The sequence below is a fragment of the Tamlana flava genome (assembly GCF_041287255.1).
GTDB classification, from domain to species: Bacteria; Bacteroidota; Bacteroidia; order Flavobacteriales; family Flavobacteriaceae; genus Tamlana; species Tamlana flava.
In genome coordinates this window covers 343,473-369,970 of the sequence record NZ_JBGGTX010000001.1, presented here as the reverse complement: position 1 = coordinate 369,970, position 26,498 = coordinate 343,473, and the positions used below count along the sequence as shown (strand labels likewise).

25 protein-coding genes are annotated in these 26,498 nt (G+C 34.2%); 4 read left to right on the top strand and 21 right to left on the bottom strand.

Going from position 1 to position 26,498, the window contains the following annotated elements; all coding sequences use genetic code 11:
- Positions 1-17 precede the first annotated feature (17 nt).
- The gene (locus tag ACB104_RS01445) at positions 18-872 is read right to left on the bottom strand and encodes a CPBP family intramembrane glutamic endopeptidase (protein WP_370476499.1); all 855 of its coding nucleotides are present in this window, start codon (positions 870-872) and stop codon (positions 18-20) included.
- Between the two features lie 219 nt (positions 873-1,091).
- Between ACB104_RS01445 and ACB104_RS01440 the strand changes: the two genes are divergently transcribed.
- Together ACB104_RS01440 and ACB104_RS01435 are read left to right on the top strand one after the other, a co-directional pair.
- Entirely contained in the window at positions 1,092-2,453 is a 1,362-nt protein-coding gene (locus ACB104_RS01440) for a hypothetical protein (RefSeq protein WP_370476498.1), read from the top strand.
- A 134-nt stretch (positions 2,454-2,587) separates the two neighbouring features.
- Positions 2,588-3,085, top strand: a complete 498-nt coding sequence (locus ACB104_RS01435) for a CPBP family intramembrane glutamic endopeptidase (protein ID WP_370476497.1) — start codon at positions 2,588-2,590, stop codon at positions 3,083-3,085.
- Positions 3,086-3,274: 189 nt separating this feature from the next.
- Here the strand turns inward: ACB104_RS01435 and ACB104_RS01430 are convergent, their stop codons facing one another.
- The 17 genes from ACB104_RS01430 to ACB104_RS01350 form a co-directional block, all read right to left on the bottom strand.
- Positions 3,275-3,754 carry a nuclear transport factor 2 family protein gene (locus ACB104_RS01430; protein WP_370476496.1) on the bottom strand — a complete coding sequence of 160 codons (480 nt, stop codon included), beginning with the start codon at positions 3,752-3,754 and terminating at the stop codon, positions 3,275-3,277.
- Between the two features lie 94 nt (positions 3,755-3,848).
- The gene (locus ACB104_RS01425) at positions 3,849-4,616 is read right to left on the bottom strand and encodes a DUF6090 family protein (RefSeq protein WP_370476495.1); all 768 of its coding nucleotides are present in this window, start codon (positions 4,614-4,616) and stop codon (positions 3,849-3,851) included.
- A gap of 157 nt (positions 4,617-4,773) precedes the next feature.
- A complete protein-coding gene (locus ACB104_RS01420) occupies positions 4,774-5,499 on the bottom strand; it encodes a DUF6090 family protein (RefSeq protein ID WP_370476494.1) in 726 nt (241 codons plus the stop codon).
- 151 nt (positions 5,500-5,650) lie between these two features.
- Positions 5,651-6,568 carry a carbon-nitrogen hydrolase family protein gene (locus ACB104_RS01415; protein WP_370476493.1) on the bottom strand — a complete coding sequence of 306 codons (918 nt, stop codon included), beginning with the start codon at positions 6,566-6,568 and terminating at the stop codon, positions 5,651-5,653.
- 239 nt (positions 6,569-6,807) lie between these two features.
- A complete protein-coding gene (locus tag ACB104_RS01410; RefSeq protein WP_370476492.1) occupies positions 6,808-7,719 on the bottom strand; it encodes a hypothetical protein in 912 nt (303 codons plus the stop codon).
- A 167-nt stretch (positions 7,720-7,886) separates the two neighbouring features.
- Positions 7,887-8,657, bottom strand: coding sequence for a DUF6090 family protein (locus tag ACB104_RS01405; RefSeq protein ID WP_370476491.1), 771 nt, complete (start codon positions 8,655-8,657; stop codon positions 7,887-7,889).
- A gap of 133 nt (positions 8,658-8,790) precedes the next feature.
- Entirely contained in the window at positions 8,791-9,114 is a 324-nt protein-coding gene (locus tag ACB104_RS01400) for an EthD family reductase (RefSeq protein ID WP_370476490.1), read from the bottom strand.
- Between the two features lie 244 nt (positions 9,115-9,358).
- On the bottom strand, positions 9,359-10,387 hold the full coding sequence (locus tag ACB104_RS01395; RefSeq protein WP_370476489.1) for an alpha/beta hydrolase: 1,029 nt from the start codon (positions 10,385-10,387) through the stop codon (positions 9,359-9,361).
- An 82-nt stretch (positions 10,388-10,469) separates the two neighbouring features.
- Positions 10,470-11,249, bottom strand: coding sequence for a DUF6090 family protein (locus ACB104_RS01390; RefSeq protein WP_370476488.1), 780 nt, complete (start codon positions 11,247-11,249; stop codon positions 10,470-10,472).
- 162 nt (positions 11,250-11,411) lie between these two features.
- Complete coding sequence (locus ACB104_RS01385) at positions 11,412-12,179, bottom strand: DUF6090 family protein (protein WP_370476487.1); 768 nt, start codon at positions 12,177-12,179, stop codon at positions 11,412-11,414.
- A gap of 149 nt (positions 12,180-12,328) precedes the next feature.
- A complete protein-coding gene (locus tag ACB104_RS01380; protein ID WP_370476486.1) occupies positions 12,329-13,138 on the bottom strand; it encodes a DUF6090 family protein in 810 nt (269 codons plus the stop codon).
- A 162-nt stretch (positions 13,139-13,300) separates the two neighbouring features.
- On the bottom strand, positions 13,301-14,278 hold the full coding sequence (locus ACB104_RS01375) for a PliI family lysozyme inhibitor of I-type lysozyme (protein WP_370476485.1): 978 nt from the start codon (positions 14,276-14,278) through the stop codon (positions 13,301-13,303).
- A 204-nt stretch (positions 14,279-14,482) separates the two neighbouring features.
- Entirely contained in the window at positions 14,483-16,111 is a 1,629-nt protein-coding gene (locus tag ACB104_RS01370) for a M28 family metallopeptidase (protein WP_370476484.1), read from the bottom strand.
- Between the two features lie 137 nt (positions 16,112-16,248).
- Entirely contained in the window at positions 16,249-17,256 is a 1,008-nt protein-coding gene (locus tag ACB104_RS01365) for a M28 family metallopeptidase (RefSeq protein ID WP_370476483.1), read from the bottom strand.
- A 66-nt stretch (positions 17,257-17,322) separates the two neighbouring features.
- A complete protein-coding gene (locus ACB104_RS01360; RefSeq protein ID WP_370476482.1) occupies positions 17,323-18,375 on the bottom strand; it encodes a M28 family peptidase in 1,053 nt (350 codons plus the stop codon).
- 126 nt (positions 18,376-18,501) lie between these two features.
- Positions 18,502-18,873: an FUSC family protein gene (locus ACB104_RS01355; protein WP_370476481.1), complete on the bottom strand. Its 372-nt coding sequence runs from the start codon at positions 18,871-18,873 to the stop codon at positions 18,502-18,504.
- Positions 18,874-18,885: 12 nt separating this feature from the next.
- The gene (locus tag ACB104_RS01350) at positions 18,886-19,638 is read right to left on the bottom strand and encodes a DUF3108 domain-containing protein (RefSeq protein WP_370476480.1); all 753 of its coding nucleotides are present in this window, start codon (positions 19,636-19,638) and stop codon (positions 18,886-18,888) included.
- 251 nt (positions 19,639-19,889) lie between these two features.
- Here ACB104_RS01350 and ACB104_RS01345 point away from each other — a divergent pair, with 251 nt between their 5' ends.
- Together ACB104_RS01345 and ACB104_RS01340 are read left to right on the top strand one after the other, a co-directional pair.
- A complete protein-coding gene (locus ACB104_RS01345; protein WP_370476479.1) occupies positions 19,890-20,729 on the top strand; it encodes a universal stress protein in 840 nt (279 codons plus the stop codon).
- 117 nt (positions 20,730-20,846) lie between these two features.
- Positions 20,847-24,221, top strand: a complete 3,375-nt coding sequence (locus tag ACB104_RS01340) for a tetratricopeptide repeat protein (protein ID WP_370476478.1) — start codon at positions 20,847-20,849, stop codon at positions 24,219-24,221.
- Between the two features lie 22 nt (positions 24,222-24,243).
- Here the strand turns inward: ACB104_RS01340 and ACB104_RS01335 are convergent, their stop codons facing one another.
- The 3 genes from ACB104_RS01335 to ACB104_RS01325 are packed head-to-tail and all read right to left on the bottom strand — an operon-like array spanning position 24,244 to position 26,391.
- On the bottom strand, positions 24,244-24,657 hold the full coding sequence (locus ACB104_RS01335; protein ID WP_370476477.1) for a DsrE family protein: 414 nt from the start codon (positions 24,655-24,657) through the stop codon (positions 24,244-24,246).
- Positions 24,658-24,670: 13 nt separating this feature from the next.
- A complete protein-coding gene (locus tag ACB104_RS01330) occupies positions 24,671-25,348 on the bottom strand; it encodes a Tat (twin-arginine translocation) pathway signal sequence containing protein (RefSeq protein ID WP_370476476.1) in 678 nt (225 codons plus the stop codon).
- 2 nt (positions 25,349-25,350) lie between these two features.
- On the bottom strand, positions 25,351-26,391 hold the full coding sequence (locus ACB104_RS01325) for a c-type cytochrome (protein ID WP_370476475.1): 1,041 nt from the start codon (positions 26,389-26,391) through the stop codon (positions 25,351-25,353).
- Between the last annotated feature and the right edge of the window lie 107 nt (positions 26,392-26,498).

Genomic DNA, 26,498 nt, shown 5'->3' with positions numbered 1-26,498 from the left:
TTTTGCTTTGTCGTTCATTATATTTTTTCTTTGATTGCTTTTCTCCAAAAGTAAATTCCAAAAACGCAAGTTACAATGGCGAACATAATGCCGTTTTCGCCCAGCCAGTGTTCCTTTCCTTCAATTTCCATTGTTAGAGGAGGAAATATTTTTTGAATATAAACATTGCTTACGGCGTGAAAAATAACGGCCGACCATAAACTTTTAGATTTAAACGTGTAATAGGTCATCATAAACGACATCGATATAATCACAACATAAAATGCTGCCAATTCCAAGATTACATTTTCACTGAAATATACAATAAGTGGCCAATGCCAAGTTGCCCAAACAATGCCGCTAAAAAGTGAAACACCCGTAAAGGAAAGTACTTTTCTTAATTCATAAATAAAGAAACCTCGCCATCCAATCTCTTCTCCTAAAGTGGTTGCTGCTGACCTAATTACTTCAATAGTTCCCAATAAGATAATTGCCATAATTATTATGGTTGTTGGACTTAATGTCCCTATTCCAACCAAGCCAAGTTCATTTGCCCAGTCTTTAATTGCTTCTTTATTCGCTAAGTTGCCAAATCCAAAAATCCAGATGAGGATATAAGTGATTAGGCCATACAGAGCTGGAATAGAATAAGACCATCGTATATATTTCCAATTTCCCCAATTCCAATTCAGGGAAGAGATAGGTCGCTTTTTTAGTCTTAACGTTATTATAGCTGCTAAGGCAGGACACCACATCAGCGCCCCAATATATATTCGCGAAGGGTATAAATTAACAATAGCGTAATGAAATAACGAACTAATAACCGTAACAATGGCGAGAAAAATAAAAATTGTTGTCCAAGTTTCTCGACGTTCCGATAAATCTTTAAGCATTTGGCTTTTACGATTGGTTTGTTACTGAAAGACGAAGAGAAAGCGGTTTTGTTACATATTGTTTAACATGTTTATTTAAGTATGGTTAGGTTTGCAAGGAACTAACTCCTAGCATCCCCAAGAGTGTTAAAAAAAGGGTTTGAGTATTTTCTTTCTGTTGTAATAAGTAAAGGCTTTTTTTTGTATTTTTAAGTAAGGGAAAAATTCCGATAATTACTTATGGGAAGCAGAAAAAATATTAACCCCTTTATTCTTTTCTTTATCATACTCTTGCTCTGGCAATGTAAAGAAAAAGAAGAAGATGATATCCGCATGATTACTTTTCAAGGATCACAAGTTCAACGTTTATCAGACTCCTATGCCCATTTTTCTGTTCTAGACAGCCTTAGTTATGGTAGCCTAATGATACATGATGGTGATTTAGTGTCGACCGATGAATTTTATTTCTCCATTCGAGGTGATTTGTTGGACACATTACGTTTTAAACGATTGGATTCATTAATGTATATCAATGGGGATTTGGCTGGGATTTCCATTTCAAAAGATGGTCCACCATTATCATTTTTTGAACAACTTTCAACAGATGAAATTTCCCATCTAAGAACTATCCAGTTTGTGAAGCCTATTTGGGATTCTATTAAGCCATATTTGGAGAAGATTGCACATTTAAATCCTACGGTCGACATCTGTTATATTTCTGAAATAGACTCGATATCCCTCTTAAATAAGGATTTGTTTTGGCTTTCTAAATATTTTAAACCTAAGGTACTCTTACTTGGAAATGAAACAGATTCTATTTCTTTTTCCAGTCTTACAAAATTTCCTTCTCTAGAATCCGTTATGACTAGTCTTCCAATAAATGGAGATGGTTACTTTCCTCACCTGCCACATTTGAAAGACTTGGTTCTTGGTAATAACGAAAATAGTATTCCTTTAGGTTCCGAATTTTTTAGAGAAATCGCCGATTTGGAGAGTCTAACAATTATAGTTGAGGAATCTGCAAATATAGATTGGACTTCTTTGGATAAATTAAAAAATTTACGGAAGCTTTCCATTGAGACGGATAGTATAATTCTCAATGATATATATGGGCATCATCCGCACCTTCAGTCTTTGCATTTAGGAGTTTATAATGAAGGAGTCTCTATTTCAGACATCTTTAATAAAAACAAGCTTAAGTGGCTTTCCCTTTATCCAGCGGATGAATTTTTAATATGGCAAAAATCCAAGGTATTGCAGGATTCTTTTCCTGAATTGGAATATCTTGAATTTGAAAATAAGGATAGCCTACTAGATTATCGTAATTTCAAAAACATTAAAAAGTTAAAATACCTTGTTATTCAGAGTGAAGTGGGGTTGGATTCCACACTCCATAATTTGGATCATCTTCGCTACCTTTCTCTTTCTCATGATTTCTTAAAGGATTCCGTTAATGTTGCCAGATTACAGAGGGCATTGCCAAACACAGTTATTGCTCCAAATTCAGGAGCTTGCTTGGGTTCAGGTTGGTTATTGGTTATAATTCCTTTGGCAGGTCTTTGGTTTTATTTTTTAAAGCCTAAAAAGTCTAGGAATCTATGATTGGAAAGTTTAAAAGAATCCCATGGAAAGCCCTGGCTCTTAGTTTATTTTTATGGCTTTTTTCTTTGTTTATCTATTTTAATTTTCCCCTAAAAATAATTGCTTTATCTGCTTTGGTAATGACAGGTTTCTGGATGAATTCTATACATAGAGAGTTTTCGGAATCTGTTTTTTCGCCTTCTTTATGGCGTTTTAAGAAACACTTTAACTGGATTTTTATTGCAATCATTTTATCCTTAATTCTTGCTACGTATTCCCGAATCGAAGATGGTTTGCCGGCAATACCATCAATAATAGGCAAATTTGTATTAATAGCTGTCCTAATCGGTTTTGTTGAGGAATTGGTCTTTCGAGGATTTGTGCAAGGTGGAGCAGAGCAATGGAACAAAAAAGGTGCTATCGTATTGGCATCAGTGTCGCATGCTGGCTACAAAGCGTTATTGTTTGTTTTTCCCGTGCAACACATTAACAACAGCTCTTTGGAGTTATTTGGTTATACATTTTTAGCGGGACTAGTTTTAGGCTACACGCGTTATATTACAGGGTCTTTATGGCCTGCGATTTTGGCACATTGTTTTTTTGACTTTTGGCTATACATAGAGCAATCTACGGCTCCTTGGTGGGTATGGTAATTTTTTTAGTTCAGTATTTTTGTCTATTTGTTAGAAATTCATTTTGGTTCATTTCGATTGAATCAACCCTATTTTCTCTCATAATAAATTGTTGTCTTGAATGTTTTATGGCCTTATATATTAGCCTTATCCAGAAAGTTATGGTTTAAACTCTTATTGGCTGTTGTTTTTAAGAAAAAATATATTTTACTATTTTTTAATTCGAACAGATACATAAGAACCGTTCAGTATTTTCCAATTACCATCTTCTTTAATTAGTGTGAAATAGTCTAAATTATTATTTTTTGGTTCATCATTTATCGTAAAAATAGCATCAGCTCTTACAAATGCTAACATTCCCATTTCAATGTGTACTGTAAAATCAGAAACAGGTTCTGTATATTTTTTTGGGTTATCATCTGATTTTAAGCGTTGCAAAAATTCCTGAATTGTATACGTATTCGTAACCCATTTTCCATCTTTCAAAGAAGCACCATATATGTTAGCCTTATCGCTAAACATTGTCTGAACTGTTTCTATATCGTAATCTCCAATAGCAGTTAAAAATTGCTCCACTAAGCTAATAACAGCGGCTTTTTCAGATTCTAAATGCGAATCATTGGTTGTCTGTTGTGCAATGGCTAAAAAACAGGATGAGATTACAATAAAGAGTGTAAACATTTTTTTCATTTCGCCACTTGTTTAATTTATTAAAGTTTGTTCGGCACTGCAGCCAAAGGTTTTGTATAACCGTCAGTTACAATTATAAATGGTTAAGCCTTCGTTATTTTAATTCTTTTTCTAATGCATCAATTAATTTCATTGCTTCATCTTTAGCGTTTAATAGGACACTCTGATTAACTATAGCAGCTTTAATCCGTAGATTGATTGCATTAAACAATTCAAGCTCATTATCTGAATCGGTTAACTTCATTTTTAGTACCGATTGTAATTTACTGGGTAAATCATTTGTGTTATTATTTAAACTCAAATTTTCTTGAGTAATAATTGTGGATGATTTCAAGGTTGGATAAATGTGGCTATAAACAATATCTGATAATATAAACCTCATGCCTACTTGACTTTCCTTTGCGTTTTGGTAATATGAAATGATTTTAGTTCGAACAAACTTATTCTTGATTAAGTTGATTTGTCCAGTACTTTTTAATTCATCAAATGTTGTAGAGATTTCTGGAAAATTTTCTGCATAAAAAAATAATGATAATTTTTTATTTAGGTCATTGATTAATGAAAAGTCTTGAATAGATTTATAATCATTCAGGATGTTATTTCCAACAATTAAAATGGAATCACACCTCTTAACTAAACTATTGAATACTGGAATTTGTTTTTCCAAATCATTCTTTATTCCTATTAAATAGTCCTTTTCCCGTATGGTATTTATTCTATCACTATTCCAATTGTTAATTCCAAGAGCAATCAAAATTCCAATAACTACAAGAACTATTTCTCCAATAGCATAAACCAAATACTTACTGAATTTATTTTCAGAAATTAGTTTTTGTCTAATTTTTCTAAAGAATTTTATCATTGGTTAGCTATAATGTTACACAACAGATTGGCTATGGTTTCGTTGCGTGTAAAATCTACTAGGATTTTTCGCCGAAAAACCGAAGATAACAAATTTGCGAGTACTTTCAGAGAGGAAAGTCAGAACCAATGAATTATATACGTTGTGCTTTCGTTATTTATCTATCAATTTCATCATTAATCTGTTGAACTAAGGCATCAATCTTTGGTAAAAATTCATTGATTGCGTTTTTTGAACTATTGGCTCGCCATTCAATATCTGAAAGTAACCATACAAATTCTGGTTTTTGGAAAATATCTTCAGGGATGCGGTTAACTATCCAAGTGTTATTTTTATCCATGTATGGATATTCACGAAGTGAGAGTAACATTTCAACATTAGGCCTATAGCGCCTAGTGGTATGTTCTATTTGAGTTTGAAAGACCGGTAAAACAAAGTCAAAGAAATTTATAAGATGATTTCGTATACTATCATTAGACACTCTATCTATACCAGAGGACTTTAAGGCATCATAAGGCCCTCTGTTAAATTGAAAATATCTTCCAATGTTTAAATTCCATAATCTCGGGTACAAAGAGTCATGAAAAGTGGCGCTGTTTTGGGTCAAGTTTGAGAAATATTTAACAGTGCTATCGAGAGTAGCATAAGCATTAAAATTTTCTTGTAAATTCAAATGGTCAGCCTTTAATCCCTTTTCAATTTCTGATAGCATTTTAACTTCAAAAGCCCTATTTTTTTTAGCCTCATTCCAATTGTTAATCTGCAAGGCAATTAAAATCCCAATAACTACAAGAACTATTTCTCCAATAGCATAAACCAAATACTTACTGAACTTATTTTCAGAGAGTAGTTTTTGTCTAATTTTTCTAAAGAATTTTATCATTTTTTAGCGGTTTGTGATAATGAAGCGCAACGGTTTGGCTATTATTCTGTTGCGAGGGAAACCCGAAGGATTTTTGAAGTTGTAATCAAAGTATTTATAAAAATAAGGATTTATAATATTATTCCATTTAATTAATGGATTACAGCTAGTTTCAATTTGGTTGATTTACTTTGAAATTAAAAACATCAGGTCTTGAATAATGGCCAACGACATCAAACATTCGTTTTGCTTTAATTATATCTTGAAGATTAATATCGGCATATAATATTCCTTCTTTAGCTTCTAAAGGTCCAGCAATAACTTTGCCGTTAGGTGCAATTATAGAACTATTGCCAACATTAATCCATTCCCTTCCTTCCGGGTAAAGTTTTTTAAATTCATATTCACCGGGAATATCATCCATTTTTAAAGCCATACAGGTGCTTATTACAAACAATCCGCCTTCTCTTGCAACATGCTGCATAGTTTGCATCCAGTTGGGGCTTTTATCCCAGGTAGGCGAAACTAATATTTGAGTTCCCAATTCATAGATGGCATTTCTTGCCAACGGCATGAAATTCTCCCAACAGATCAATCCCGCTATTTTTCCTATTGACGTATCATAGGACTGCAGCGTACTTCCGTCCCCTTGTGACCATATAAGACGTTCTCCGCCCGTTGGAATTAACTTCCTGTGTTTACCTAGAATTGTGCCTTTATCATCTATAAAAAGTAAGCTATTAAATAAACTTGCACTACTGGATTCATTATTACGTTCGTGCATTCCGATAACTACATTAATACCAGCTTTTTTTGCCGATTCGCAAAGCTTTTTTGTAGATTCATCAGGTACAGAAATGGCATTTTCAACAAGTTTTAAGTAAAGTTCACTTAATTCAGCGCCTTTGCTATTTGGAATAAGCCATACCCAATCTGGATAACCTGAAATATAGGCCTCTGGAAAAACGATTAAGTTAGCACCATTTTCACCAGCCTCTAAAATGGCTTTGCATGCCTTTTCAACCGTTTTTTCTTTATCTAAGAAAATGGGTGAAAGTTGTGCAGCTGCTACCTTTGTATTTTTAATCATATTATTCGTTTTTAATTAGCAGGCCGATGGAACACATTTTCCAAAGGGGCGGGAACAGCACAGCTGTGTAGCAACTTTGGTCGGCTTTCGCTGAATGTGTTCCATCGGTATTGTGTATGGTTTGTTGCGTGTTTGAGCACTAAATTTAGCAAATAGAAACCAAATAGAAAATCCACAAGGATTTTCGTAAGTAGGCGAGAACTAGCCATTAATTATACACGGTGTTCTGCATAGTTTAATCATTCAATAACTCCATCTAACCAGTGAATTATATTCAGTAATAATTGATAATTCTCAGGAGCCACTTTATTATTCATTCCCATTTTTCTTTTTTTTGTGCCAGCTAATTGGGCTGAAAACATAGCCGCCTCTCCAAATACCACAATTCTCCCTTTTCCATATTTTTTATATGCTCCTTGTGACCATCCTTCTACATTGTATTTAGTAGTCTTTTTATCAAAAACCCAGGCTGTCTCAGGAAGCATATTCACATAATTTTTATTAAAAGTTAGAAATGGATTAGCATCATCTGGAATTTTGAAAGCCTGACCTGTAAATGTTGCAATTTGATTAACACTTTCAAATGAGTTTCTTCCTTTAGTAATAATACTTTCAGTAAGTGTTTTTTCTTTCAGATTAAAATATGCTGGTCCTCTATTTATTGTATCAAATACAAATCCATTTGTAAATTCAAATTCAAATTCCATTGCCAAATCCTTTGCAGCTCCGGCCATTGGCATATGATCGGCAATAAGGAATAAACTCCCACCAGAATTAACCCATTTTTTAACTGCTTTTATTTCAGATTTTGAAAAAGCCGATGGATTAGGAAGAACCCAATCATCAACATTAATCTCGTTTAATGCATTGGATATAACAAGTATTTTTCCTTTTGACAGGTCAATTTCATTAAACTTGCCTTTGTGCTCTTTCACAATGTATCCATCTCTCTCTAAAAGATTTGAAAATGCCTTATACCTACCATTCTTTGTATGGAAATTATGATGCCCTTCATCAATAAAAACAGTAGGCCCTTCTCCATGCTCATATACTGCATTTTGTATTTTTGGATTATATAAGGTGTCCGCAACTTGTTGTGAAAAAGACCAATTAGGTAAAATTAAAATAATGAGAATTAATAACGTTTTCATGATTGAAGAATTATTTAGTTATTATTTTGCACAACGGTCTCGATTATGAGTAGTAGCGTGGGTTAACACTTAACTTCGCAAGTACACCTAACTGAAAATCCGCGAGGAATTTCAGAAGTAGGCGAGAACCAGCAATTACTTATAGACATTGTTGTGCTTTCGTTATTTTACAACCTTGATTTCAATTCAAAATCAATCATATCAATGGTTTTATAAACTTCTTTTTTGACTTCGGGAGCTGTTCCCTCTTTTAGGAGTCTAGACATCAATGAAGCTGATTTTTGGTTGTATCTAAATGAAAAATCGCTTTTAAGCTCGTCCAAATTTTTAAACAACAATTTCTCACCAGGAAATCCATGACCATTAAAATATCGTGCATAATCAGATTTAATTGTTCCTAGATTTTCATTTAACAAATTATTATAATCCATGTATTTTTTGTAATGATATTCATAAAGTTGCGAAATTTGATTTCTTAAAGAATCATTACTAACATTTCTTAGTCCATACTGTTTTAAATTCTCGTAGGCGCTTCGATTGATAAATATATCTGAGGGAAATGAAGTATAAAATATAGCGGTTTGAAGTGAATCTTGAAAACCATGATTACTCTCTAGCCATTTTATGATATATTCATGGCTTTTGGCTTTCAGGGCATAATTAGTAATGTTCTCATCTAAATCCTCAAGATCTGTTTGAAGGTTATTTTTAATCTCTAACAGAATTTTTGTTTCAACTTTCACCTCTTTCCGTCCTTCATTCCAATTGTTGATTCCAAGAGCAATCAAAATTCCAATAACTACAAGAACTATTTCTCCAATAGCATAAACCAAATACTTACTGAATTTATTTTCAGAGAGTAGTTTTTGTCTAATTTTTCTAAAGAATTTTATCATGGTTATTGGTGGATCATAATGAAGCACAACGTGTTTGTGCATGGTTTCGTTGCGTGAAAATCCGCAAGGATTTTCCACTGTAAACCGAAGATAGTATAAGTGCAGGATTTTTCGGTAGAAAAATCTGAATCAATGAACTATAAACGGTGTTGTGGGTTGTTCTTTCCTGATTTTTTTAAATCATTACTTCACTAATTTGAACAATCGGTTCAATATTTGTAAAATTAGGAAGGTCTCCCATGATTTTTTCCGCATTCGGACCAAATGAATTCTGAAATGAATCCATGGAAGCAAAATATAAATTTCCCATAGCTGCATATGCTGCGGTTGATCCAGGCGCACCTCCTCCAAGTCCTTTTTCAACGGTTGCAGCCTTTACAGCATCACCCAATAATCCTCCAACCATGGGCACATGTTGGTTACAATAATAATCCATATCAAAATTTTTCCCTTCTCCGTTAGGATACAAAACGCTTACTTTAATCATACCTTTTTCCATAATAGTTTGTTTTAAATTTATTTACTCATTTCATTTCAGTAACACTCGGTTTATTTAATAGATTCTGGCTCAATAATATTCTTTTTAAGAATATTATCTTTGAATTACCCACAACGGTTTGGCTATGATTCCGTTGCGGAGAAAAATCAGAGATTTTTCGGATTAGGAATCGAGCTAAGTTAAAGATAGCATTTTTTGGTTTAGCATATTGCAAGCAATGGATTAAAGCTGTTGTTGTAGCATATTATTCAAATTCCAATTGGTCATTTAAGAATGGTAACATTTCTTTTGCTATGCGACCATCAACCTCAAGAATTCGGTTAAAATGGGTGCCATTATATTCTTCAGCGATATGGTCAATTCCTAAATTTTCTAATTTTTTGCTGAAAGCTCTACACGATGAAACAACATTTTTAAAGTCATCATTCCTGCCCCATTCAAGTTTTAAAGAATTAAGTGACCGAAGCTGATTAATGTAATCATCTATCATATTGAAGGGGAGTTGTTGATTCCAATTGCTTAAAGCAAAATCATTTATTTTTTTCTTTCCGTTTTCAAATTTTACTGGTAAGTCTGCAAAGTATGGTGGGTTATTCGGGTTTGGCGCAAAAGCCCTACCGGCTGCTACCAATACATTGGGTATTCCTACCCATTCCTTTTGTAACTTTTCATAATCTTTAATTTCTTCAAGTTCTTTATAAGAGGGACTGTCAGGAGCAAATTCATCCGATAAAATTAAGAGACCAGGAGAAAGTGAATAAACATTGGAAAAGACATCACTACTCTGCATGCCTATTTTGAGGGCTCCAAATCCACCCGAAGACCATCCTGTTAATGCACGACTTTCTTTCTTTTTTAATGTCCTGTAATTGGCATCAATATATTCAACGACCTCCTTTTTTGTGAATGTTATCCAATCACCAATTAAAGAAGAGTTTGAAAAATAACTTCCTTGATAAAGCGAATAATGGTCTGGGATAACAAACATTACGGGTTGGATATCATTTGATAAAATAGCATTATCGAGTAATGGCTTTATTTTTCCCATCAACCAGTCATTAGTCATACTTATCCCTGGTAGATAATAAATCACAGGATAATGAGTTGTCTCCTTGTTATAATTTGGGGGTAAATAAATAGTAAGCTTCCGATTAGGATCTTCGCCACCTGAATTTACTAAAGATTTTGAATATATTTTTACCGATTGTACAATTCCCTGACCGTAAATAGTCTGACAAAATATAGTAAACATTATTAAAGTAATTATTCTCATGACTCAAAAGTTTAATGTGTTCCATCGGTTGGTGTATGGTGCGTAACCCGAGAGTATGCATTATACACGTTGTTGTACTTCGTTATTTTCCCTTTACTTCCATAAGGATTCCATATTGAATTTTTATGGATAAATCTCTTAATATTTCAAATCCACCTAATCTGTCTTTATGAATATCAATCATATCGTATAGTTTTGGGTTTAAACTTTTGTTATTTCTAAAAGATTGTAAATCATAAGTTGCGGTAAATTGACTTTCAGCAGCACCTGAGAAATTTGATATTTCTCTGGCATCACCAAGCTTTACAGGGATTATTTCATAATACTGAGATAATTCATAAATTAAATCATTGCTTAGCTGATGAGATTGTACGGAATAACTTTTGAGGAAGTCAATTTGTCCGTAATATTCGTTCAAATTATGTTTTAAATCTTCCGATCTTATTTGTGATAATAAGTTGGAGGTCATCAGTTCGTTAAATGCGTTGTTTAGGGACTTAATAGCGGGAGTGAAACATGCTAGTCTAAAGGAGATTCTAACTATGGAATCTATTTCTTCAGAATTAAGATTATTTGAATGTAAATTAAATAATACCTCGGCTCCATACAGAAAAATGTCTTTTTCAGCATTGTATACATTACTAAAATAAATTGAGTCCTGTCTAATCTCCTTGCTTAAATTATTTAAAACATGGTGCGCACGTAACAGATCTTTTCTGTTTTCATTCCAATTATTTATTTGCAATGCAATTAAAATCCCAATTACCACAAGAATAATTTCACCAATTGCATAAATTAGATATTTGCTGAATTTATTTTCAGAGAGTAGTTTTTGTCTAATTTTTATAAAGAATTTTATCATTGGTTATTGGTTGGTTATAGTGAAGCAAAACGTGTTTGGCGATGGTTTCGTTGCGTGAAAATCCGCTAGGATTTTCCGCCGTAAACCGAAGACAGCAATGAACTATAGCTGGTGTTGTGCTTTGTATTATTTTTGGGTTTAAATACCTTTTTATTAAAATTATCATTTAACATCTTCAATCATTTGATCTATTTCAGCAATTATGTTTAATCCAATTACTTTTCCTCTATTATAAGGGACTAAAATATTTCTCTCTTGACTTACAGCTTGACTTACAATATTTCTAAACGCAGCAGAATTATGTATATTTTTAAATACAATTTCAATTTCTTCTTGAGTTGTCTTTGTACTTTTTAATTTTTCAGGATCCATAAAAATATATGCCATCATCAATGTTCTATCCATGTCGTATGCCATTTTAGTTTCCAAGTTTTCTAAAAATTCATTGTAACTTATTTCTGCATCTTTTATTTGATGAGCGTTGGAATAATAGTCAATAATTAGATTATTTAAATTAGAACCGTTTATTTTTCCCAGATAGGGTGAATTTTTTAAAGCGTCATATGCACTTGAATTGGGCTGAAAATAGAAGTCTAAATAGGATGTTAATGCGTAACGTGTATTTTCAAAATTAAATGTGCTATTTAAAAAATTAAGTTGTTCCTTTTTACTGTGTGCTATTATGATTTCCCTTCTTTTAATTAGAGAATCTAATACTTGTATATCTTCTTTTATATTTTCCTTTAAACTTGACAAATATTGATTTAATTCTGCCTTTTCTTTTTTTTCTTCGTTCCAATTATTAATAGTTAATGCAATTAGGATTCCAATTACAACAAGAACAATTTCTCCTATAGCATATTTGAGATATTTACCAGTTTTACCTTCTGAAAGGAAGTTTTGCCTAATTTTTTTAAAGAATTTAATCATTGGTTATTGGTTAATCTTAATGAAGTGCTATGGTTTGTTGCGTTGGTCTGGTTACTAATTTAGTAAATAAAACTGGCAATAGTTTAGCGTGAGGATTTTCAGAAGTAGGCACGAACAAGCAATTAATTATGGCAATTGCTATGCTTTCATTATTTATTTAATTCAATTTCTTCTTCTAGAACACGCAAAAGTTGTTTTGATCTTTCTTTCAAACTTTGATTTCCTGCTTTTTGTAAATTCGACATAGTATTCCTGTAGACAACTTTATTAATAAGTTCAAGTCTATTTTTAGGCTCATTTATAATTTCAGTTGATATGTTCTTCAGTTCACTATCCCTAACTTTATTGGTTACAAAAGGATAGAAGTCATTGAATTTTTGTACCATTCTATTAGAATTTCCATAAGAAGCATATGAACCAATTTCTATAAAGGTTTGAGTAGTGAAATTGTCAATCAGATTAGTGTTATTAATATTCGTGTTTTTAGTAAACAAATCAATTTGTTGATTAAAAGTAATTAGTTCTTCTTTTAGTTGTCTGTTCAGAATAATATTTATTTGGTTTGAATTTAACATTTGCAACAGAGTCGTATTAGCGTTAGAAAAGGTCCATCTAACTGATAAGTCGTGTAACTTTGGATAAATACTATCCATATTTTTAAATCCATCATTTAACTCATAATGTTTTGTGATATCATTTGTTTGATCAATTATTATGTTTTCAAAATCAATATAGACATCTAGCATTTGTATTTGAGCAGTTATGTCATTTTTTAAATTGTTGAGGTAAATAATTTCTTGGTTATGCAATTTTCTATTTTCGTTCCAATTGTTTATCGCTAACGCAATCAAAATCCCAAGAACTACAAGTATTATTTCTCCAATAGCATAAACCAAATATTTACTGAACTTATTTTCAGAGAGTAGTTTTTGTCTAATTTTTCTAAAGAATTTTATCATTGATTATTGCTTGATTTTAATGAAACACAACGGTCTTGACTATAAATAACAGGTTTGGTTAGTATTGAACTTTACAAGTACACACTAAGTTGGGAATTCCGAAGGAATTTCCAAAGTAATCGAGAGCAAGCAATTACTTATAGCCATTGTTGGCGGTAGTTTTTAATATTCAGTGATTTTATCAACTTCAAGTTTTCTCATGGCTTCTCCTTCAACTAGTCTATAAGAAACTTGTCTTGTTCCTCCAGTCGGTTCAGCATTTGTATCACCTTCTTTATAGATTGGAAAGCGCTGACCTAAAGTGTTTTCAACGATCGAAAATTCATCGTGTCCCATATATCCTTTGTTTATCTCGCTGTTTTCTGCTGTAGGTTGAAAATACACCTCACTCATAGATTTCTTATTGTTAACGGAAAATGCGTACACATTTCCGTAACTTCCACTTCCAACTGAACGAGTAAAAACAAAAAGTTCAGGTGAGCCATCAGAATTAAGGTCTTCAACTTCTGCGTTGATTACTTCTTCACCGTCAATGTTGAATGTCTCTTGGTATTCACGTTTATCTAAACCAAATGTGAAAATTGTTAGGGTGCTTTTGCCTTCTTTTTCTATTGAAGAGACATTAAATCCAACGTCTTGTAAGTTTAGTACTCTATTGAATTTTGTTTTGTCAATTTGATTTTGATCAATTGGTTCATTTATTTTCTGGTATGTTCCGGCAATACTTGCACCACCAGAGCAATAAAAATACAGTAAGCCTTCATCTTCTTCTTTTTCTGTAGTTATATTGATTTGCACGTTGGTAAATTCAAACAAAATGGACTTCCCATCAATTTGGGTTTGGTAAACTTTGTCATCTACTTTTTTAGCAACTGCATCAAATGTACAAGTAGGTTTTTTCTTGTCTGCTCGTGAGCGGACCGAAATATTCAATTGATTACTTTCTGCTTCCGTAACCGATATGGCTATCCAATCATAGCCTTCACTTCTCTTCGAATAATCGTCAGAAACGTAGCTGCCTAATATGTTTAACTCTTCAATAAATTCTGTTTTTGAAACGTCTTCAATCTTTTTTGTTTCGTTTTTACACCCGATAGTCAAAAAGAGAACTATCGCGATTGCATAAAAATTGTTATTCATATTTTCTGACATTAGTGATTAAAGTAATTATCGTCAACGGACTCGCATAACCGTCAGTTACGGGTTTTTATTTACTATTTTTCGGTTTAAACCGACTTTAGAAATTTCGAGTGGATGCGGATATAGTCAAATCCGCCGTAATTGCGGTTATACCTTGTTGGCAATAGTTTTATTTTTTAATAATATCACTTTCTCATAGAATTATTAATTGTTTTCTCTGATAAGTTTGAATTCGCTTCCTTTCTTCCATTTTGGAAAAGAATTTTCGTTGGCCAGTTTAAAACCAACTTGAAATAAAAGTTGTGCATCAAATTGAACACCACTTAATTCAGTGGTGTTAGGATTGTATTCATCTGTAGGTTGATGATAAATATTTTTTCGGTAATTTTCATTCCATTGTTTGATTTTATAAATGTTTGAATTAAAACCTTCATAAGATCCTTTGGCATAAAGTGCAGGAATACCAATTTTTGCAAAATTAAAGTGATCTGATCTAAAGAAAATACCTGCTTCAGGTTTTGGATCAGGAATTATGTAACGACCTTGGGCCATAGCAGCTTCTTCTGCATAATCGTCTAATTCTGATTGACCATAACCAATAACAGTAAGATCTTTCATTGGCTCTGGGCTATTAAAAGCATCCATATTAATATTTGCAACGGTTTTTTTTGGCTTAAAAATAGGGTTTTGGGCATAAAAAGCTGAACCTAATAAACCTTGTTCTTCTCCAGTTACTGCCATAAAGACAATAGAACGTTTTGTTACATTACTTTTCTTGAACGCTTCTGCTATAGCTAATAAGCCTGCGGTTCCAGATGCATTATCTATAGCACCATTATATATTGAATCACCTTCGATAGCTTTACCAATACCAAAATGATCCCAATGTGCAGAGTAAATTATAAATTCATCTTTTCTTTCAGTACCAGGTATAAGTGCTACTACATTCTTAGAAACGTCTTTCTTAATTTTATTTTTAATGTTTACCGAAACGTTTAAATTTAACGGAATCGGTTTAAATCTTTTATTTCTAGCTATGGTTTTATAATCTTGCTCTTTCATGGAAGAAGCATCAAACATTTTTTCAGCACTTTCAGCACTTATCCATGATTCGACATTTAAAAGAGGCAAATCACTTTCTATTATTAAATGAGCGCCACTCCCACTAGATTCTATTACATTCCATCCATAAGAAGCTGGTTCCGTATCATGAATTATAATTAATCCATCAGCACCTTGCCTAGCAGCTTCCTCATATTTATAAGTCCAACGTCCATAATAAGTCATTTCATTACCTTTAAATAAGGTTGAATCACCAGATTTAAAACCTGGGTCATTAATTAAAACTACAGCTGTTTTACCTTTCCAGTCGATACCTTCATAATCATTCCATCCATATTCTAGAGCAACAATTCCATAACCTGCAAAAACAAGTTCAGAGTTTTCAAGACTAACTTCAGTCACGGTTTTATTTGTCGTGGCTACAAAATCTTTTAAGAGTTTCAAATTGAAACTTCCATTTTTACCCGAAATCACCATATTTTCAGAAGAAGTTCCTGTTATTTCTATCATAGGAACATCTTGAAAAAAACTATCACCATTTCCTGGTAAAAGCCCCACTTTCTCAAACTCATCTTTTAAATAATTCACGGTTTTTACTTCTCCTTCAGTAAATGGTTTTCTCCCTGCGAATTCATCTGATGCTAACCGTTCAATGTGATTACCAATAGTTGTTTGATCTACTTCAACTATGTTTATTTTTAACTTTTTGTCGTTTTCACAACTGCTAAAAAGTACTGCTGCTGCTAAAATTTTTAAATAATTTTTTATCATTTGTATTTTAAATTAAATGTGTGGTTTAATTATTGCCAACGTGTTATATGTGGAATAAAAGTGCGCATTATCCCTTATTTATTTCCGGATAATAGGAGTTTTTGTTCCTTGTTTTAGGTTTCTTTTAATAGGGTTATTTAATCCAATTTTACCCGCTCATCTCTGTTGGCAAGTTCCCAAGCCATATAAAAAACTAATTGGGCCCGTGTTTCCAAAATGCTATAATTTATCTTATCTGGCGTATCGGTTGGCTTATGGTAATCTTCATGTGTGCCGTTAAAATAAAATATTACGGGTATATTGTGTTTGGCAAAATTATAGTGGTCCGATCGGTAATAAAACCTATTGGGATCGTCATCGGCGTTATAGGTATAGTCAAACTCTAGATTGAAGTGTTTTTTGTTCACTTCTTCAGACATATTATGCAGTTCTGTGCTCAATTTGTCAGACCCAATTAAATACAGGTAGTTTGGTTTGCCTTCATGTTTGGGATCTACACGGCCAATCATGTCTATATTTAAATTGGCAACCGTGTTTTCCAACGGAAAAACAGGGTCAACATCGGTGTAATAACGTGAGCCATACAGCCCTAATTCTTCCCCAGAAACATGTAAAAATAATATGCTGCGCTTTGGTGTAAAGCCATCTTTTGAGGCGGCTTTAAAAGCTTCGGCAATTTCTATTATGGCCACCGTACCTGATCCATCATCATCCGCACCATTATTGATGTCGCCATTTCTTGAAATGCCTATGTGGTCTAAATGTGCCGAAATAACTATTACTTCTTCAGGTTTTTCACTTCCTTTTATGTAGGCTAGTACATTTTCAGAATCCTTGGTTCCATTAGGTAAAAACGATGCCGGAATTTCTTGAAAATAGTCGTCATCTGAAATTGGGGACGGGATGCCTTCCAAAACATATTGGTCCTTAATGAATTCTATGGCTTTTTTCTGCCCTGGTTCACCGGTTTTTCTACCTTCAAAATCATCTGAAGCATACGTGTACAGCATGCTTTTTAGTTCGCTTGCCGTAATGGTTTTGGCATATTTTTCTGGATTGGTAATAACCGATCTGTTTTTGCTCTGCGAGTTGCTGCATGACGAAATAGATAGGGCAGCAGAAATAAAAATAGCAAGTATTTTCAAAGTTACATAGTTTATAATACGTAACTATATTACAAAAAAAGAACGGAGTTTGGCGTTAAATTTTATCTATTTTAACAGTTCGTTCTCTGCATCTATGGCCAAGCGGTGCTCTTGGTTTGCAATTTGCCAAGCCGTGGCGAATATAAGCTTTGTGCGTTTTTGTAAAAGCTCGAATTCTATTTTGTCTGGTGTGTCGGTTGGCCTGTGGTAATCTTGGTGTTCACCATTGAAGTAAAAAATAACGGGAATATCTTGTACGGCAAAATTGTAGTGGTCTGACCTTGAGTAGTAATCATTTTTTTCGCCTTCTACATTATATCGATAATCAATATTGATGTTGAAATAGGCATTGTTTACTTTTTCAGAAATGTAATGCAGTTCTTTGCTCAGTCGGTCTGAGCCAATCAAATAAATGTAGTTTTTATTGTTTTTTTGCTGCTCGTCAACTCGGCCAATCATATCAATATTTAGGTTGGTGAGCGTATTTTCCAAAGGGAAAACAGGGTGCAACGCGTAAAATTCAGAACCGAGTTTTCCTATTTCTTCGGCCGTTAAATGAAGAAAAAGTATTGAGCGTTTTGGTCCGTGCCCTTCATCTTTTGCTTTTTTAAAGGCTTGCGCCATTTCCATTAGGGCAACTGTTCCTGAACCGTCATCATCGGCACCATAATTTATTCTTCCGTCTTTTGTAATGCCAAGGTGGTCTAAATGCGCCGAGATGATTATAATTTCTTCCGGATTTTCCGTGCCCTCAACTATAGCCAAAACGTTTTCTGAGTTTTTTATGTTGTTGCCAAGAAATTCACCCGGGATAAATTGAAAGTAACTATCTCCTTCAAATGGTGATGGAATATGCTCCTCTATATAATAGTCCCTTAAAAAGTTGGCAGCCTTTTTTTGACCAGATTCCCCAACTCTTCTGCCAGCAAATTCTGTGGAACAAAATGCATACAAATGTGTTTTTAATTCCTCTACGGTTATGGTATTGGCAAATTGCATGACCAAAGCACTGTCTACCAGCTGTATATTGTCTTTTACATTTTGTATTCTTTCTGTGTATTTCGGTTTGGCACACGTACCAACTAAGGCTAAAAGAGAGAGGATTGTAAAGGTTTTCATGTGTGTTTTTACAGGTTTAATCCCTAGCAATTTACAGTCAAAATATTCTCTGGGGCGTAAAATTTTTTATTGAATTCGTTTCATTTTAAATCTTATACAAAGATAAAAAAAAACAGAAATTACTTACTATTGAATAGACATATCTTCCAGTTCTGATTCGTCAATCTCAACCTCTTCAATTTCAATACCTTCCAATTCGTCCAAGGCTTCTTCTTCAAGTTTTATTTCAGTAGCTTCCAAAGCTTCGGTATCGGCAACTTTCGCTTCTGTAAATATGGCTTTATAAATGGTAATGCCCAATGCCATAATGGTCAACAAAAATGAAAACTGGATGATTTTCTTTACTTGTCCCGATTTTTTTGAGAGATAAAAGGCAATTAAGCCAAAGATTAATGCCGCTATTGACGGAAATACCGCAAAGTTTGAAACGGGCAATACGGCCAATATTATGGCGAAAACGGATGCGATTATGGCCAAAATAGTGAATAGTCTTTTCATTTTTTTTATACGTTAATTTTTTAAACCAGTGACCGAATTTATCTTGAGTTCGCCTGTGCCAACAGGTATTTTGAATTTTCCGTAAACCGGAATTTTGTTGGCATCGGCTGTTAGCCACAATGTGCCTTTTAATGTTCCGCTTTCACTTGTTCCTATAGAGATTTTGTAACAGGATTTTTTTCCAAGGGATGTGCTAATGGTTTCTTTGCCCAAATAGGTAATCATGCCCTTAAATTCTTCATTATCAAAAATAATAGGGAATGTCTTGTTGGTTCCTGATGCCATACCTTCAAAATCCAAAATACGGATGTAGTACAACGTTGAAATAACGTCTTTTGTGTTGCTTCCAATGCTAACGGTTTTATTTACGGTGTTGTTTTTTTTCTTCATAACCGATTTTACCGTTTTTGTTTTATGGCTGTAGGTGTATTTCATGTTTTTGTAATAGCCACCTTCATTGATATCTCTGTTATACAGATAAGGGGTTAAGCTTTTTGGGCTAACGTAACTTTCGTATAAATCCCTTATTTTAAAAAAATTATCCCATTTGCTGTATGTGGTTGCCGTACATTTTAATTTTAAAAGTGTTGCCGAAGATGTCTTTACGGGGCTTGTTTCCATGGTAACTTCTGCCAAATCGGTTAGGATACCAGACATGTTGTAGGATGCCGTATAAGTGAGTTTTTCGTTAAACCCGATGGCGTTGTTTTGGGCACTTAAGGTTAAGGAAAATAAGCATATATGTAAAAGTAGTATGTGGCGCATGTATTTAAGTTTAAGATATAACGTGTTGCTTATCATTTATTGTGCCGAAAATACAATGCTTAAAATTATTATGCTAATATTTTGTTTGCTTTAAACACGATGGTTGCCACCTGATTTTTGTCATAGTTTTATTTTTATAACTCTTCTATATTTACTTGACAAACTAATTTTTTACAATAACACCTGCCCATGAATCAGTGAGTTAACTGAATGAAATTTAATTTTTTAAGCCGAATTAATACCTCAAACCGATGAAAAATATTTTACTGCCAACCGATTTCTCCAAAAATTCCATAGGTGCTATAAATTATGCCATGCAATTGCTTAAGGATGAAGCCTGTCATTTTTATATTCTAAATGTGCAAAAGGCATCATCGTTTATTACTGACGACCTTATGGTGGTAAATTCATCAGCTACGGTTTACAAAACATTGATTGATGCCTCAAAAAAATCGATGGAAAACATTGTATTGAGTACTAAAAAGAAATTTAAGAACGGCAAACATGAATTTCATACCATCGTGGATTACGACAATTTTGTAGATTCTATAAACCAAGTTTGTACGAACCAAGATATCGATTTGATTATTATGGGAACCCATGGGGCATCAGGTCTTGAAAAAGTATTTTTTGGCAGCAATACAGCACATGTTATGCAACGCTGTAAAACTCCTGTTTTGGCCATACCCCATGGCTATAAATTTACCAAGTTGGATGCCATTGCCTTTACCACCAGTAACCTAACATTTTTTAAAATTAAGGATTTAATGGCCTTAAAGTATTTGGTGAAGTTTCATCGGGCAAAATTAAATATTCTGCATGTGGCCGATGAACAATCAGCACAAAACCAAGCTTTAAATGAAGGCTTTTTTCAAGTGTATTTTAATGATGCCAGTAACGAGCTTGTTAACCTTAATGGAAAAGATGTTTTTGATGTAATACATGATTATATTAAAAATCATGATATAAAAATGCTGGCGATGATGAACAAAAAACATTCATTTCTTGAACGATTATTTACGAGACACCCTGTTGAAACCTTCGCCTTTAAAATAGATATCCCGCTTTTGGTGATGCATAAAAATAACTAGAAAGGCATTTTTTCAATTGAAAATTTAATCTGAAGTCATCAGTTAATGCTCTACAATTTTTGTTGTTAAATATTAACTAGTAACTTTATAAAATTATAGACCAACCTTTAATTTTATATGAAGTTCAGACCCCTCTTTTTACTGTTTTTTCTTTGTCTTCATAATCTATTTGGCCAATCCACCAAGCTTGATAGTTTAAAAAACTCATTTGGAAATAATAAGTTGGCAGATTCCATAAGGTTTGAAGCCGGTTTAGATGCTTTTATGCTTTTATTCAGACAAAATCTTGATACGGCAAGAGTTTATGGAAATGAGGTTTTGGAATTTTCTAAAGAAAAAGGAAACAAAAATTGGGAAGCAACTTCGTTGCGCTTTTTGGGCAATACTTATGCGGTACAAGGCAATTATAATGAGGCCTTAAAGTTTTTTTATTCCAGCCATGAAATTCTAGAGGCATTGGATGATAAAAAGGGGTTGACCACCACTTATAACAACATTGGAAGCATTTATTATGAACTGGGCAATTTTACGAAGGCCTTGGAATATGAGCTAAAGGGGCTCAAATTGGCTGAGGAGAATGACGATAAGGTTAATTTGGCGCGCCTATCCAATAATTTGGGAAATGTATTTATTCGGCAAAAAAATAATGAAAAGGCTCTGGAATATTATACGTATAGCCTAAACATAAAAAAAGACTTGGGCGATAAATATTCCTTGACACATACTTACAATAATTTGGGATTGGCGCATCAAAACTTAAAGAATTACGACTTGTCCTTGAGTAATTTTTTAAAGTCGGCCGAGATTGCTGAGGAAATAAACGATTCACGTTCAGAGGCAAGAGCTTACAGTAATATTGGTGAAATGTATAATGCGCAGGGTAAGTTTTCCGAAGCATTGGAATACTTAAACAGAAGTATGACGATGCACCATGAAATTGGTGATCGTGAGGGTATGATAAGTACCTATTTATATCGAGGAGGAGGAACTTATTTTCATCAAGGTAAATATCTTTTGGCGGGAGATGATTGCAAAAAATCATTTGATTTGGCGACGGAAATGGGGGTTCTAATAGCCAAAAAGGAGGCCTGTGATTGTTTGTCAAAGGTTTATGAAAAATTAGGCAATTACAGCGAATCCCTTAAATATTTTAAGATGTCTTCTGTTGCCAAAGATTCCTTATTCAATAATTCTAAAACACAAGAAATAACGCGGAAGGAAATGGAATACCAGTTTGAGAGGCAGCAACTGGCAGATAGTATTGCCTTCAACAAGGAAAAGGCGGAACAGGAATTGCGTTATTCTGAAGATCTAAGCAAGCAGCGAAATAAGGTAAATCTTGTCATTTTTGGCACCACCGGTTTATTATTGATAGGTGGCGTTTACTGGCGGTCTAGGCAAAAAAGTGCAAAGTTAAAACAAGAACGTAACGTAATTTTAAGATTAAAACAGATTGACCAGCTAAAAGACCAGTTTTTGGCAAATACATCGCACGAATTGCGAACACCGCTTAATGGTATTATTGGGATTTCAGAATCCTTAAAGGATGGTGCAGCGGGCAAGTTATCTGCAAAGGCCATGGAAAATCTAGACATGATAGCCAATAGCGGTAAACGCCTCTCTAATTTGGTAAACGACATTCTGGATTTTTCAAAGCTTAAAAATCAAGATTTAAAATTAGCAATGCAACCTGTGGACCTTTATTCCGTAACAAAACTAGTGCTAAAAGTTTCAGAAACTTTAGTTGATGGAAAATCCATTAGGCTCATCAATTCCATACCAAAGGATATTGCTTTGGTAGAGGCCGATGAAAATAGAGTGCAACAAATACTTTATAATTTAATAGGCAACGCCATAAAATTTACTGAGGAAGGCAAAGTAGAAATTCAGGCCGCAAATTTAGATGGAAAGGTGGCTGTTGCCATTGCGGACACTGGCATTGGCATTCCTGAAAATAAATTTGAGGATATTTTTAAATCTTTTGAACAGATTGATGGCTCAAGGATACGGGACTATGGTGGCACAGGATTGGGACTTTCGGTTACCAAACAATTGGTGGAGCTTCATGGTGGCGATATTGAGGTGCATTCAAAAGTTGGCGAGGGTTCTACGTTTACATTTACCTTGCCTGTAAGTGATAAAACGCGTGAAGATTTGAGTGAAATTGACCCTGCTGGAATTGAGGAAAAAGTTCAAAGAACAACTCCGGAAAATTCGCAATTAGTATCACCTCTGGAAAATAAAGATAGTTTCGATATTAAAATATTGATTGTTGATGACGAGCCCATAAACAGGAGGGTGTTAGAAAACCATTTAAACCTTGCGGGCTACCAAGTTTTTGAAGCCAGCAATGGCAAGGAAGCTTTAGAACTGGTCGAGAAGAATGATTTTGATTTGATTCTATTGGATATTATGATGCCCAGGATGTCTGGATATGAGGTTTGCGAAATCATCAGAAAAACCTATTCGCCAAGCGAATTACCCATAGTCATGCTCACTGCCAAAAACAGGGTTAGTGATTTGGTGACGGGTTTTAATTTAGGGGCCAACGATTATTTAACCAAGCCTTTTTCAAAAAACGAATTGCTAAGTAGAATAAAAATGCATTTAAATTTATATGGCATTCACAAAGCTACAAGTCGTTTTGTGCCATCTGCTTTTTTGAAATCGGTTGGAAGAGATGCGATTACAGATGTGGTTTTAGGCGATTTTACAGAAAGGGAAGTAACAGTAATGTTTGCCGACGTTCGAGATTATACCAATCTTTCGGAATCCATGACTCCAAAGCAAAATTTTAAGTTTGTAAATGCTTATGTTGGTCGGATGGGGCCTTTGATTCAAAATAATGGCGGCTTTGTCAACCAGTATCTTGGCGATGGCATTATGGCATTGTTTCCCGAAAATGCAGGTCATGCTTTGCAAGCTTCAATTGAAATGCAAAAAACCATTCAGGAGTATAATAAAAGGCGTATTTCCGAAGGGTTTAAGCCGATTTCAGTCGGTATAGGTCTTCACACTGGCGATTTGGTCATGGGTATTATTGGTGACAGTGAAAGAAATGATACAGCCATTATAGCCGATACCGTCAATACGGCTTCTAGGATGGAGGGCGTTACCAAGCATTATGGTGCAAATATTATTGTTAGCGAAGATGCTTTAAACACAATAGAAAACAAAGATGATTTTAACTTTAGGTATCTTGGTAAAGTTCGGGTGAAGGGTAAAAATAAATCGGTTGGTATTTATGAGTGTTTTGATGGGGATGAAACTGAAAGTAAGGAGCAAAAGTTGAAAACAAAATCCACTTTTGAAAAAGGTTTGAAATACTTTTTCAATAAAGAATTCCCCAAGGCATCTGCAGCATTTGATAAAGTTTTGAGCAAAAATCCACAAGATTATGTGGCAAGCTACTTTATTACCAAATCTGCAGAATATACCATTTCAGGAACTCCAGAAGATTGGGATAAGGTTAATGTATTCGATAAAAAATAAACCAACAATTAAGGGCAAAATATTATTGTCCTTCTTTTATGTACCCCCAGCCTTCTTGTTGTTTTTCTATAATTTCTAAAATACCATCGGGTACGGTTTTTACGCCTTTTATGAGTTTTGATTCGTCAACCTTATGGCGTTTCATGGTACCTTCGCAAATAACAAAGTCTATATTGTCTTTCTGTGCCAGGATTTCTAAATCTTCTGCAACCGAAGATTTGTCTTTAAGCACCATGTCCATGGCACCACTGTACATGACAACTTCAAATTTAGAATCTGGATATGCGTTAGACATTGCCTTAACGTGTCTTACAGTAGATTCATGCACTTTTGTGTTATTGCTAGTTACGTCAAATACTATTTTGACAGGTTTAGCTTGTGCATAAGCCACTCCTGTAAAGGCCAATGCCAAAACTAGATTAATTAATGTTTTCATAATTTATTTGTTTTTATTCTCCTGCAAAGATGTATCCGCAGCCATGTTCTTGAGCTCTACCTAAGGCCCAAACCCCTGAAGGAACTAACTGTATGCCCGGAAGAACGCCGTTAACCCATTCTTCATAAACTGCCTTAGGGTCTAAGTTCATTTGTGTTGCTACTGCATTGCTGTATACCTTAGTGGCCAAATCACACGCACAGAACATAGCGCCTCTTTCTTGTAGCCTTTTAATGCCCTCAATTTGTGGAAGCGGAAAATCGCCTTCTTGGGGTTCGTAATAAGGATTTCTTTTATAAGGGGTGCCATCTGCTTTTTTAACATTAAATACCTCACCTAACGGATATTTTGTCCACAAACTGTCTTCTAAGGCCAATCCAAGGGCACTGTGTCTTAAAACAGTCATGGCGGTCATATCTTCATCTGGTGTTCCAGTGCCATTATTGGTGAGATAAAAGGCCCAGTTCCATGTTATGGGGAAGCCCATATGGGGTGTTGATCCGTCGTACACGATTCTGTGTGACCCTTTAATATTGTCAAACCAGTTTTCAGCGTCATTCATTTTCTTTGTGTCAGAAACTGGAATATTCGCGTAAATTGGATTAGTTAGCACAGAAAAAGTGCTTGCTGTTGCGCCAAGGGCTAAAGCTCCTAGGAATTGTCGTCTGGAATTGCTGTTGTTTGTTTTCATAATTATTTGGTTTTGGTGATATTATACTTCTCTTTATAAAATGCCATAATTGGTTGAAATGGTCCTAATTGATGTTGTTCAATTGAAAAATCGTCTGCATAAGGGGGATAAGGTGTCGAGACGGGTTTTTTCTTTAAGTCCGGAAAATCTCGTTCAGGATTTTGCTTTTGGGGTCTCGGTTTTTGGTTGATATATCCTGCTACATCATAAGCCTCTTCATCGGTTAACACGGGTGAGTCATAAGAGGCCAGCTCAAAAGGCATGTTTCCTTTTATGAATTTAGCCGCTGTAATTACACGGTTCATGCCAGCGCCATTATTAAAAGAATTTTCTCCCCATAAAGGTGGGTATTCGAAAGTGTATCCATCGATTGCCTTTTTACCTTGCCCATTTTTGCCATGGCATGTAACACAATGTTTGGTGAACACTTTGTTGCCATTATCCAGATTTACGGCTCTGTTTGGAATTTCTAGTTTAACAAATCCTGTACCCTTAATTTTGCCATCTTTTGGGGCGTGTCTGCTTAACCATTCTAAATAGCTTACTATGGCTTTCATTTCTTTGCCGTCTTCGGGTAAAACTCGGCCATTCATACTACGTTCCATACATCCGTTAATGCGTTCTTCAATAGTGCCTATTTTATTTTCCCTTCCACGGAATTGAGGAAAACGCTGAATGATGCCAATCAAGGGTGCGGAAAATGGTTGTGTTCCCAGGTTTAAATGGCAGTTTCTGCAGGCAAGTCTATTGCCTTGATATGCCATTTGGGGGTTTCCATTATCGGGCCCTAAATACTTTGGTGTTTTTGAAAATAGCTCATAGCCATATTTTAGCATTTCATTGTCTTTTGAGTTGCCAACTAATGAAACGTCATAGTTCTTGTCATAAATATTAGATAGTTTGTGGCCTGATTTAAACCCATTAAGCGGTATAACATCAAAGCAGCAAAACAAAAAAAGAACGGCTAATATTATAATGGAACTGAAGTAAATCAATACAAGCCTAATAGCTTTTTTATACAAATGAAAGGCGTCATCCTGCATTCTACTGTTTTATAAAAAGTTAATTAATTCAAAAGTTTCATTATCCATTAAAGGGCAATATTTAAATCTTAGTCTTTTAAGATCCTTTAAAACGTTAACGAATTTGG

Bases quoted from the DNA above. Each gene is read 5' to 3' on its own strand.
- ACB104_RS01375 (WP_370476485.1), bottom strand. From the start codon at position 14,278: ATGAATAACAATTTTTATGCAATCGCGATAGTTCTCTTTTTGACTATC.
- ACB104_RS01385 (WP_370476487.1), bottom strand. From the start codon at position 12,179: ATGATTAAATTCTTTAAAAAAATTAGGCAAAACTTCCTTTCAGAAGGT.
- ACB104_RS01425 (WP_370476495.1), bottom strand. From the start codon at position 4,616: ATGATAAAATTCTTTAGAAAAATTAGACAAAAACTAATTTCTGAAAAT.
- ACB104_RS01330 (WP_370476476.1), bottom strand. From the start codon at position 25,348: ATGAAAACAAACAACAGCAATTCCAGACGACAATTCCTAGGAGCTTTA.
- ACB104_RS01335 (WP_370476477.1), bottom strand. From the start codon at position 24,657: ATGAAAACATTAATTAATCTAGTTTTGGCATTGGCCTTTACAGGAGTG.
- ACB104_RS01415 (WP_370476493.1), bottom strand. From the start codon at position 6,568: ATGATTAAAAATACAAAGGTAGCAGCTGCACAACTTTCACCCATTTTC.
- ACB104_RS01440 (WP_370476498.1), top strand. From the start codon at position 1,092: ATGGGAAGCAGAAAAAATATTAACCCCTTTATTCTTTTCTTTATCATA.
- ACB104_RS01355 (WP_370476481.1), bottom strand. From the start codon at position 18,873: ATGAAAAGACTATTCACTATTTTGGCCATAATCGCATCCGTTTTCGCC.
- ACB104_RS01435 (WP_370476497.1), top strand. From the start codon at position 2,588: ATGAATTCTATACATAGAGAGTTTTCGGAATCTGTTTTTTCGCCTTCT.
- ACB104_RS01380 (WP_370476486.1), bottom strand. From the start codon at position 13,138: ATGATAAAATTCTTTAGAAAAATTAGACAAAAACTACTCTCTGAAAAT.
- ACB104_RS01395 (WP_370476489.1), bottom strand. From the start codon at position 10,387: ATGAGAATAATTACTTTAATAATGTTTACTATATTTTGTCAGACTATT.
- ACB104_RS01420 (WP_370476494.1), bottom strand. From the start codon at position 5,499: ATGATAAAATTCTTTAGAAAAATTAGACAAAAACTACTCTCTGAAAAT.
- ACB104_RS01430 (WP_370476496.1), bottom strand. From the start codon at position 3,754: ATGAAAAAAATGTTTACACTCTTTATTGTAATCTCATCCTGTTTTTTA.
- ACB104_RS01405 (WP_370476491.1), bottom strand. From the start codon at position 8,657: ATGCACAAACACGTTGTGCTTCATTATGATCCACCAATAACCATGATA.
- ACB104_RS01370 (WP_370476484.1), bottom strand. From the start codon at position 16,111: ATGATAAAAAATTATTTAAAAATTTTAGCAGCAGCAGTACTTTTTAGC.
- ACB104_RS01340 (WP_370476478.1), top strand. From the start codon at position 20,847: ATGAAGTTCAGACCCCTCTTTTTACTGTTTTTTCTTTGTCTTCATAAT.
- ACB104_RS01325 (WP_370476475.1), bottom strand. From the start codon at position 26,391: ATGCAGGATGACGCCTTTCATTTGTATAAAAAAGCTATTAGGCTTGTA.
- ACB104_RS01445 (WP_370476499.1), bottom strand. From the start codon at position 872: ATGCTTAAAGATTTATCGGAACGTCGAGAAACTTGGACAACAATTTTT.
- ACB104_RS01390 (WP_370476488.1), bottom strand. From the start codon at position 11,249: ATGATAAAATTCTTTATAAAAATTAGACAAAAACTACTCTCTGAAAAT.
- ACB104_RS01360 (WP_370476482.1), bottom strand. From the start codon at position 18,375: ATGAAAACCTTTACAATCCTCTCTCTTTTAGCCTTAGTTGGTACGTGT.
- ACB104_RS01345 (WP_370476479.1), top strand. From the start codon at position 19,890: ATGAAAAATATTTTACTGCCAACCGATTTCTCCAAAAATTCCATAGGT.
- ACB104_RS01400 (WP_370476490.1), bottom strand. From the start codon at position 9,114: ATGGAAAAAGGTATGATTAAAGTAAGCGTTTTGTATCCTAACGGAGAA.
- ACB104_RS01410 (WP_370476492.1), bottom strand. From the start codon at position 7,719: ATGAAAACGTTATTAATTCTCATTATTTTAATTTTACCTAATTGGTCT.
- ACB104_RS01350 (WP_370476480.1), bottom strand. From the start codon at position 19,638: ATGCGCCACATACTACTTTTACATATATGCTTATTTTCCTTAACCTTA.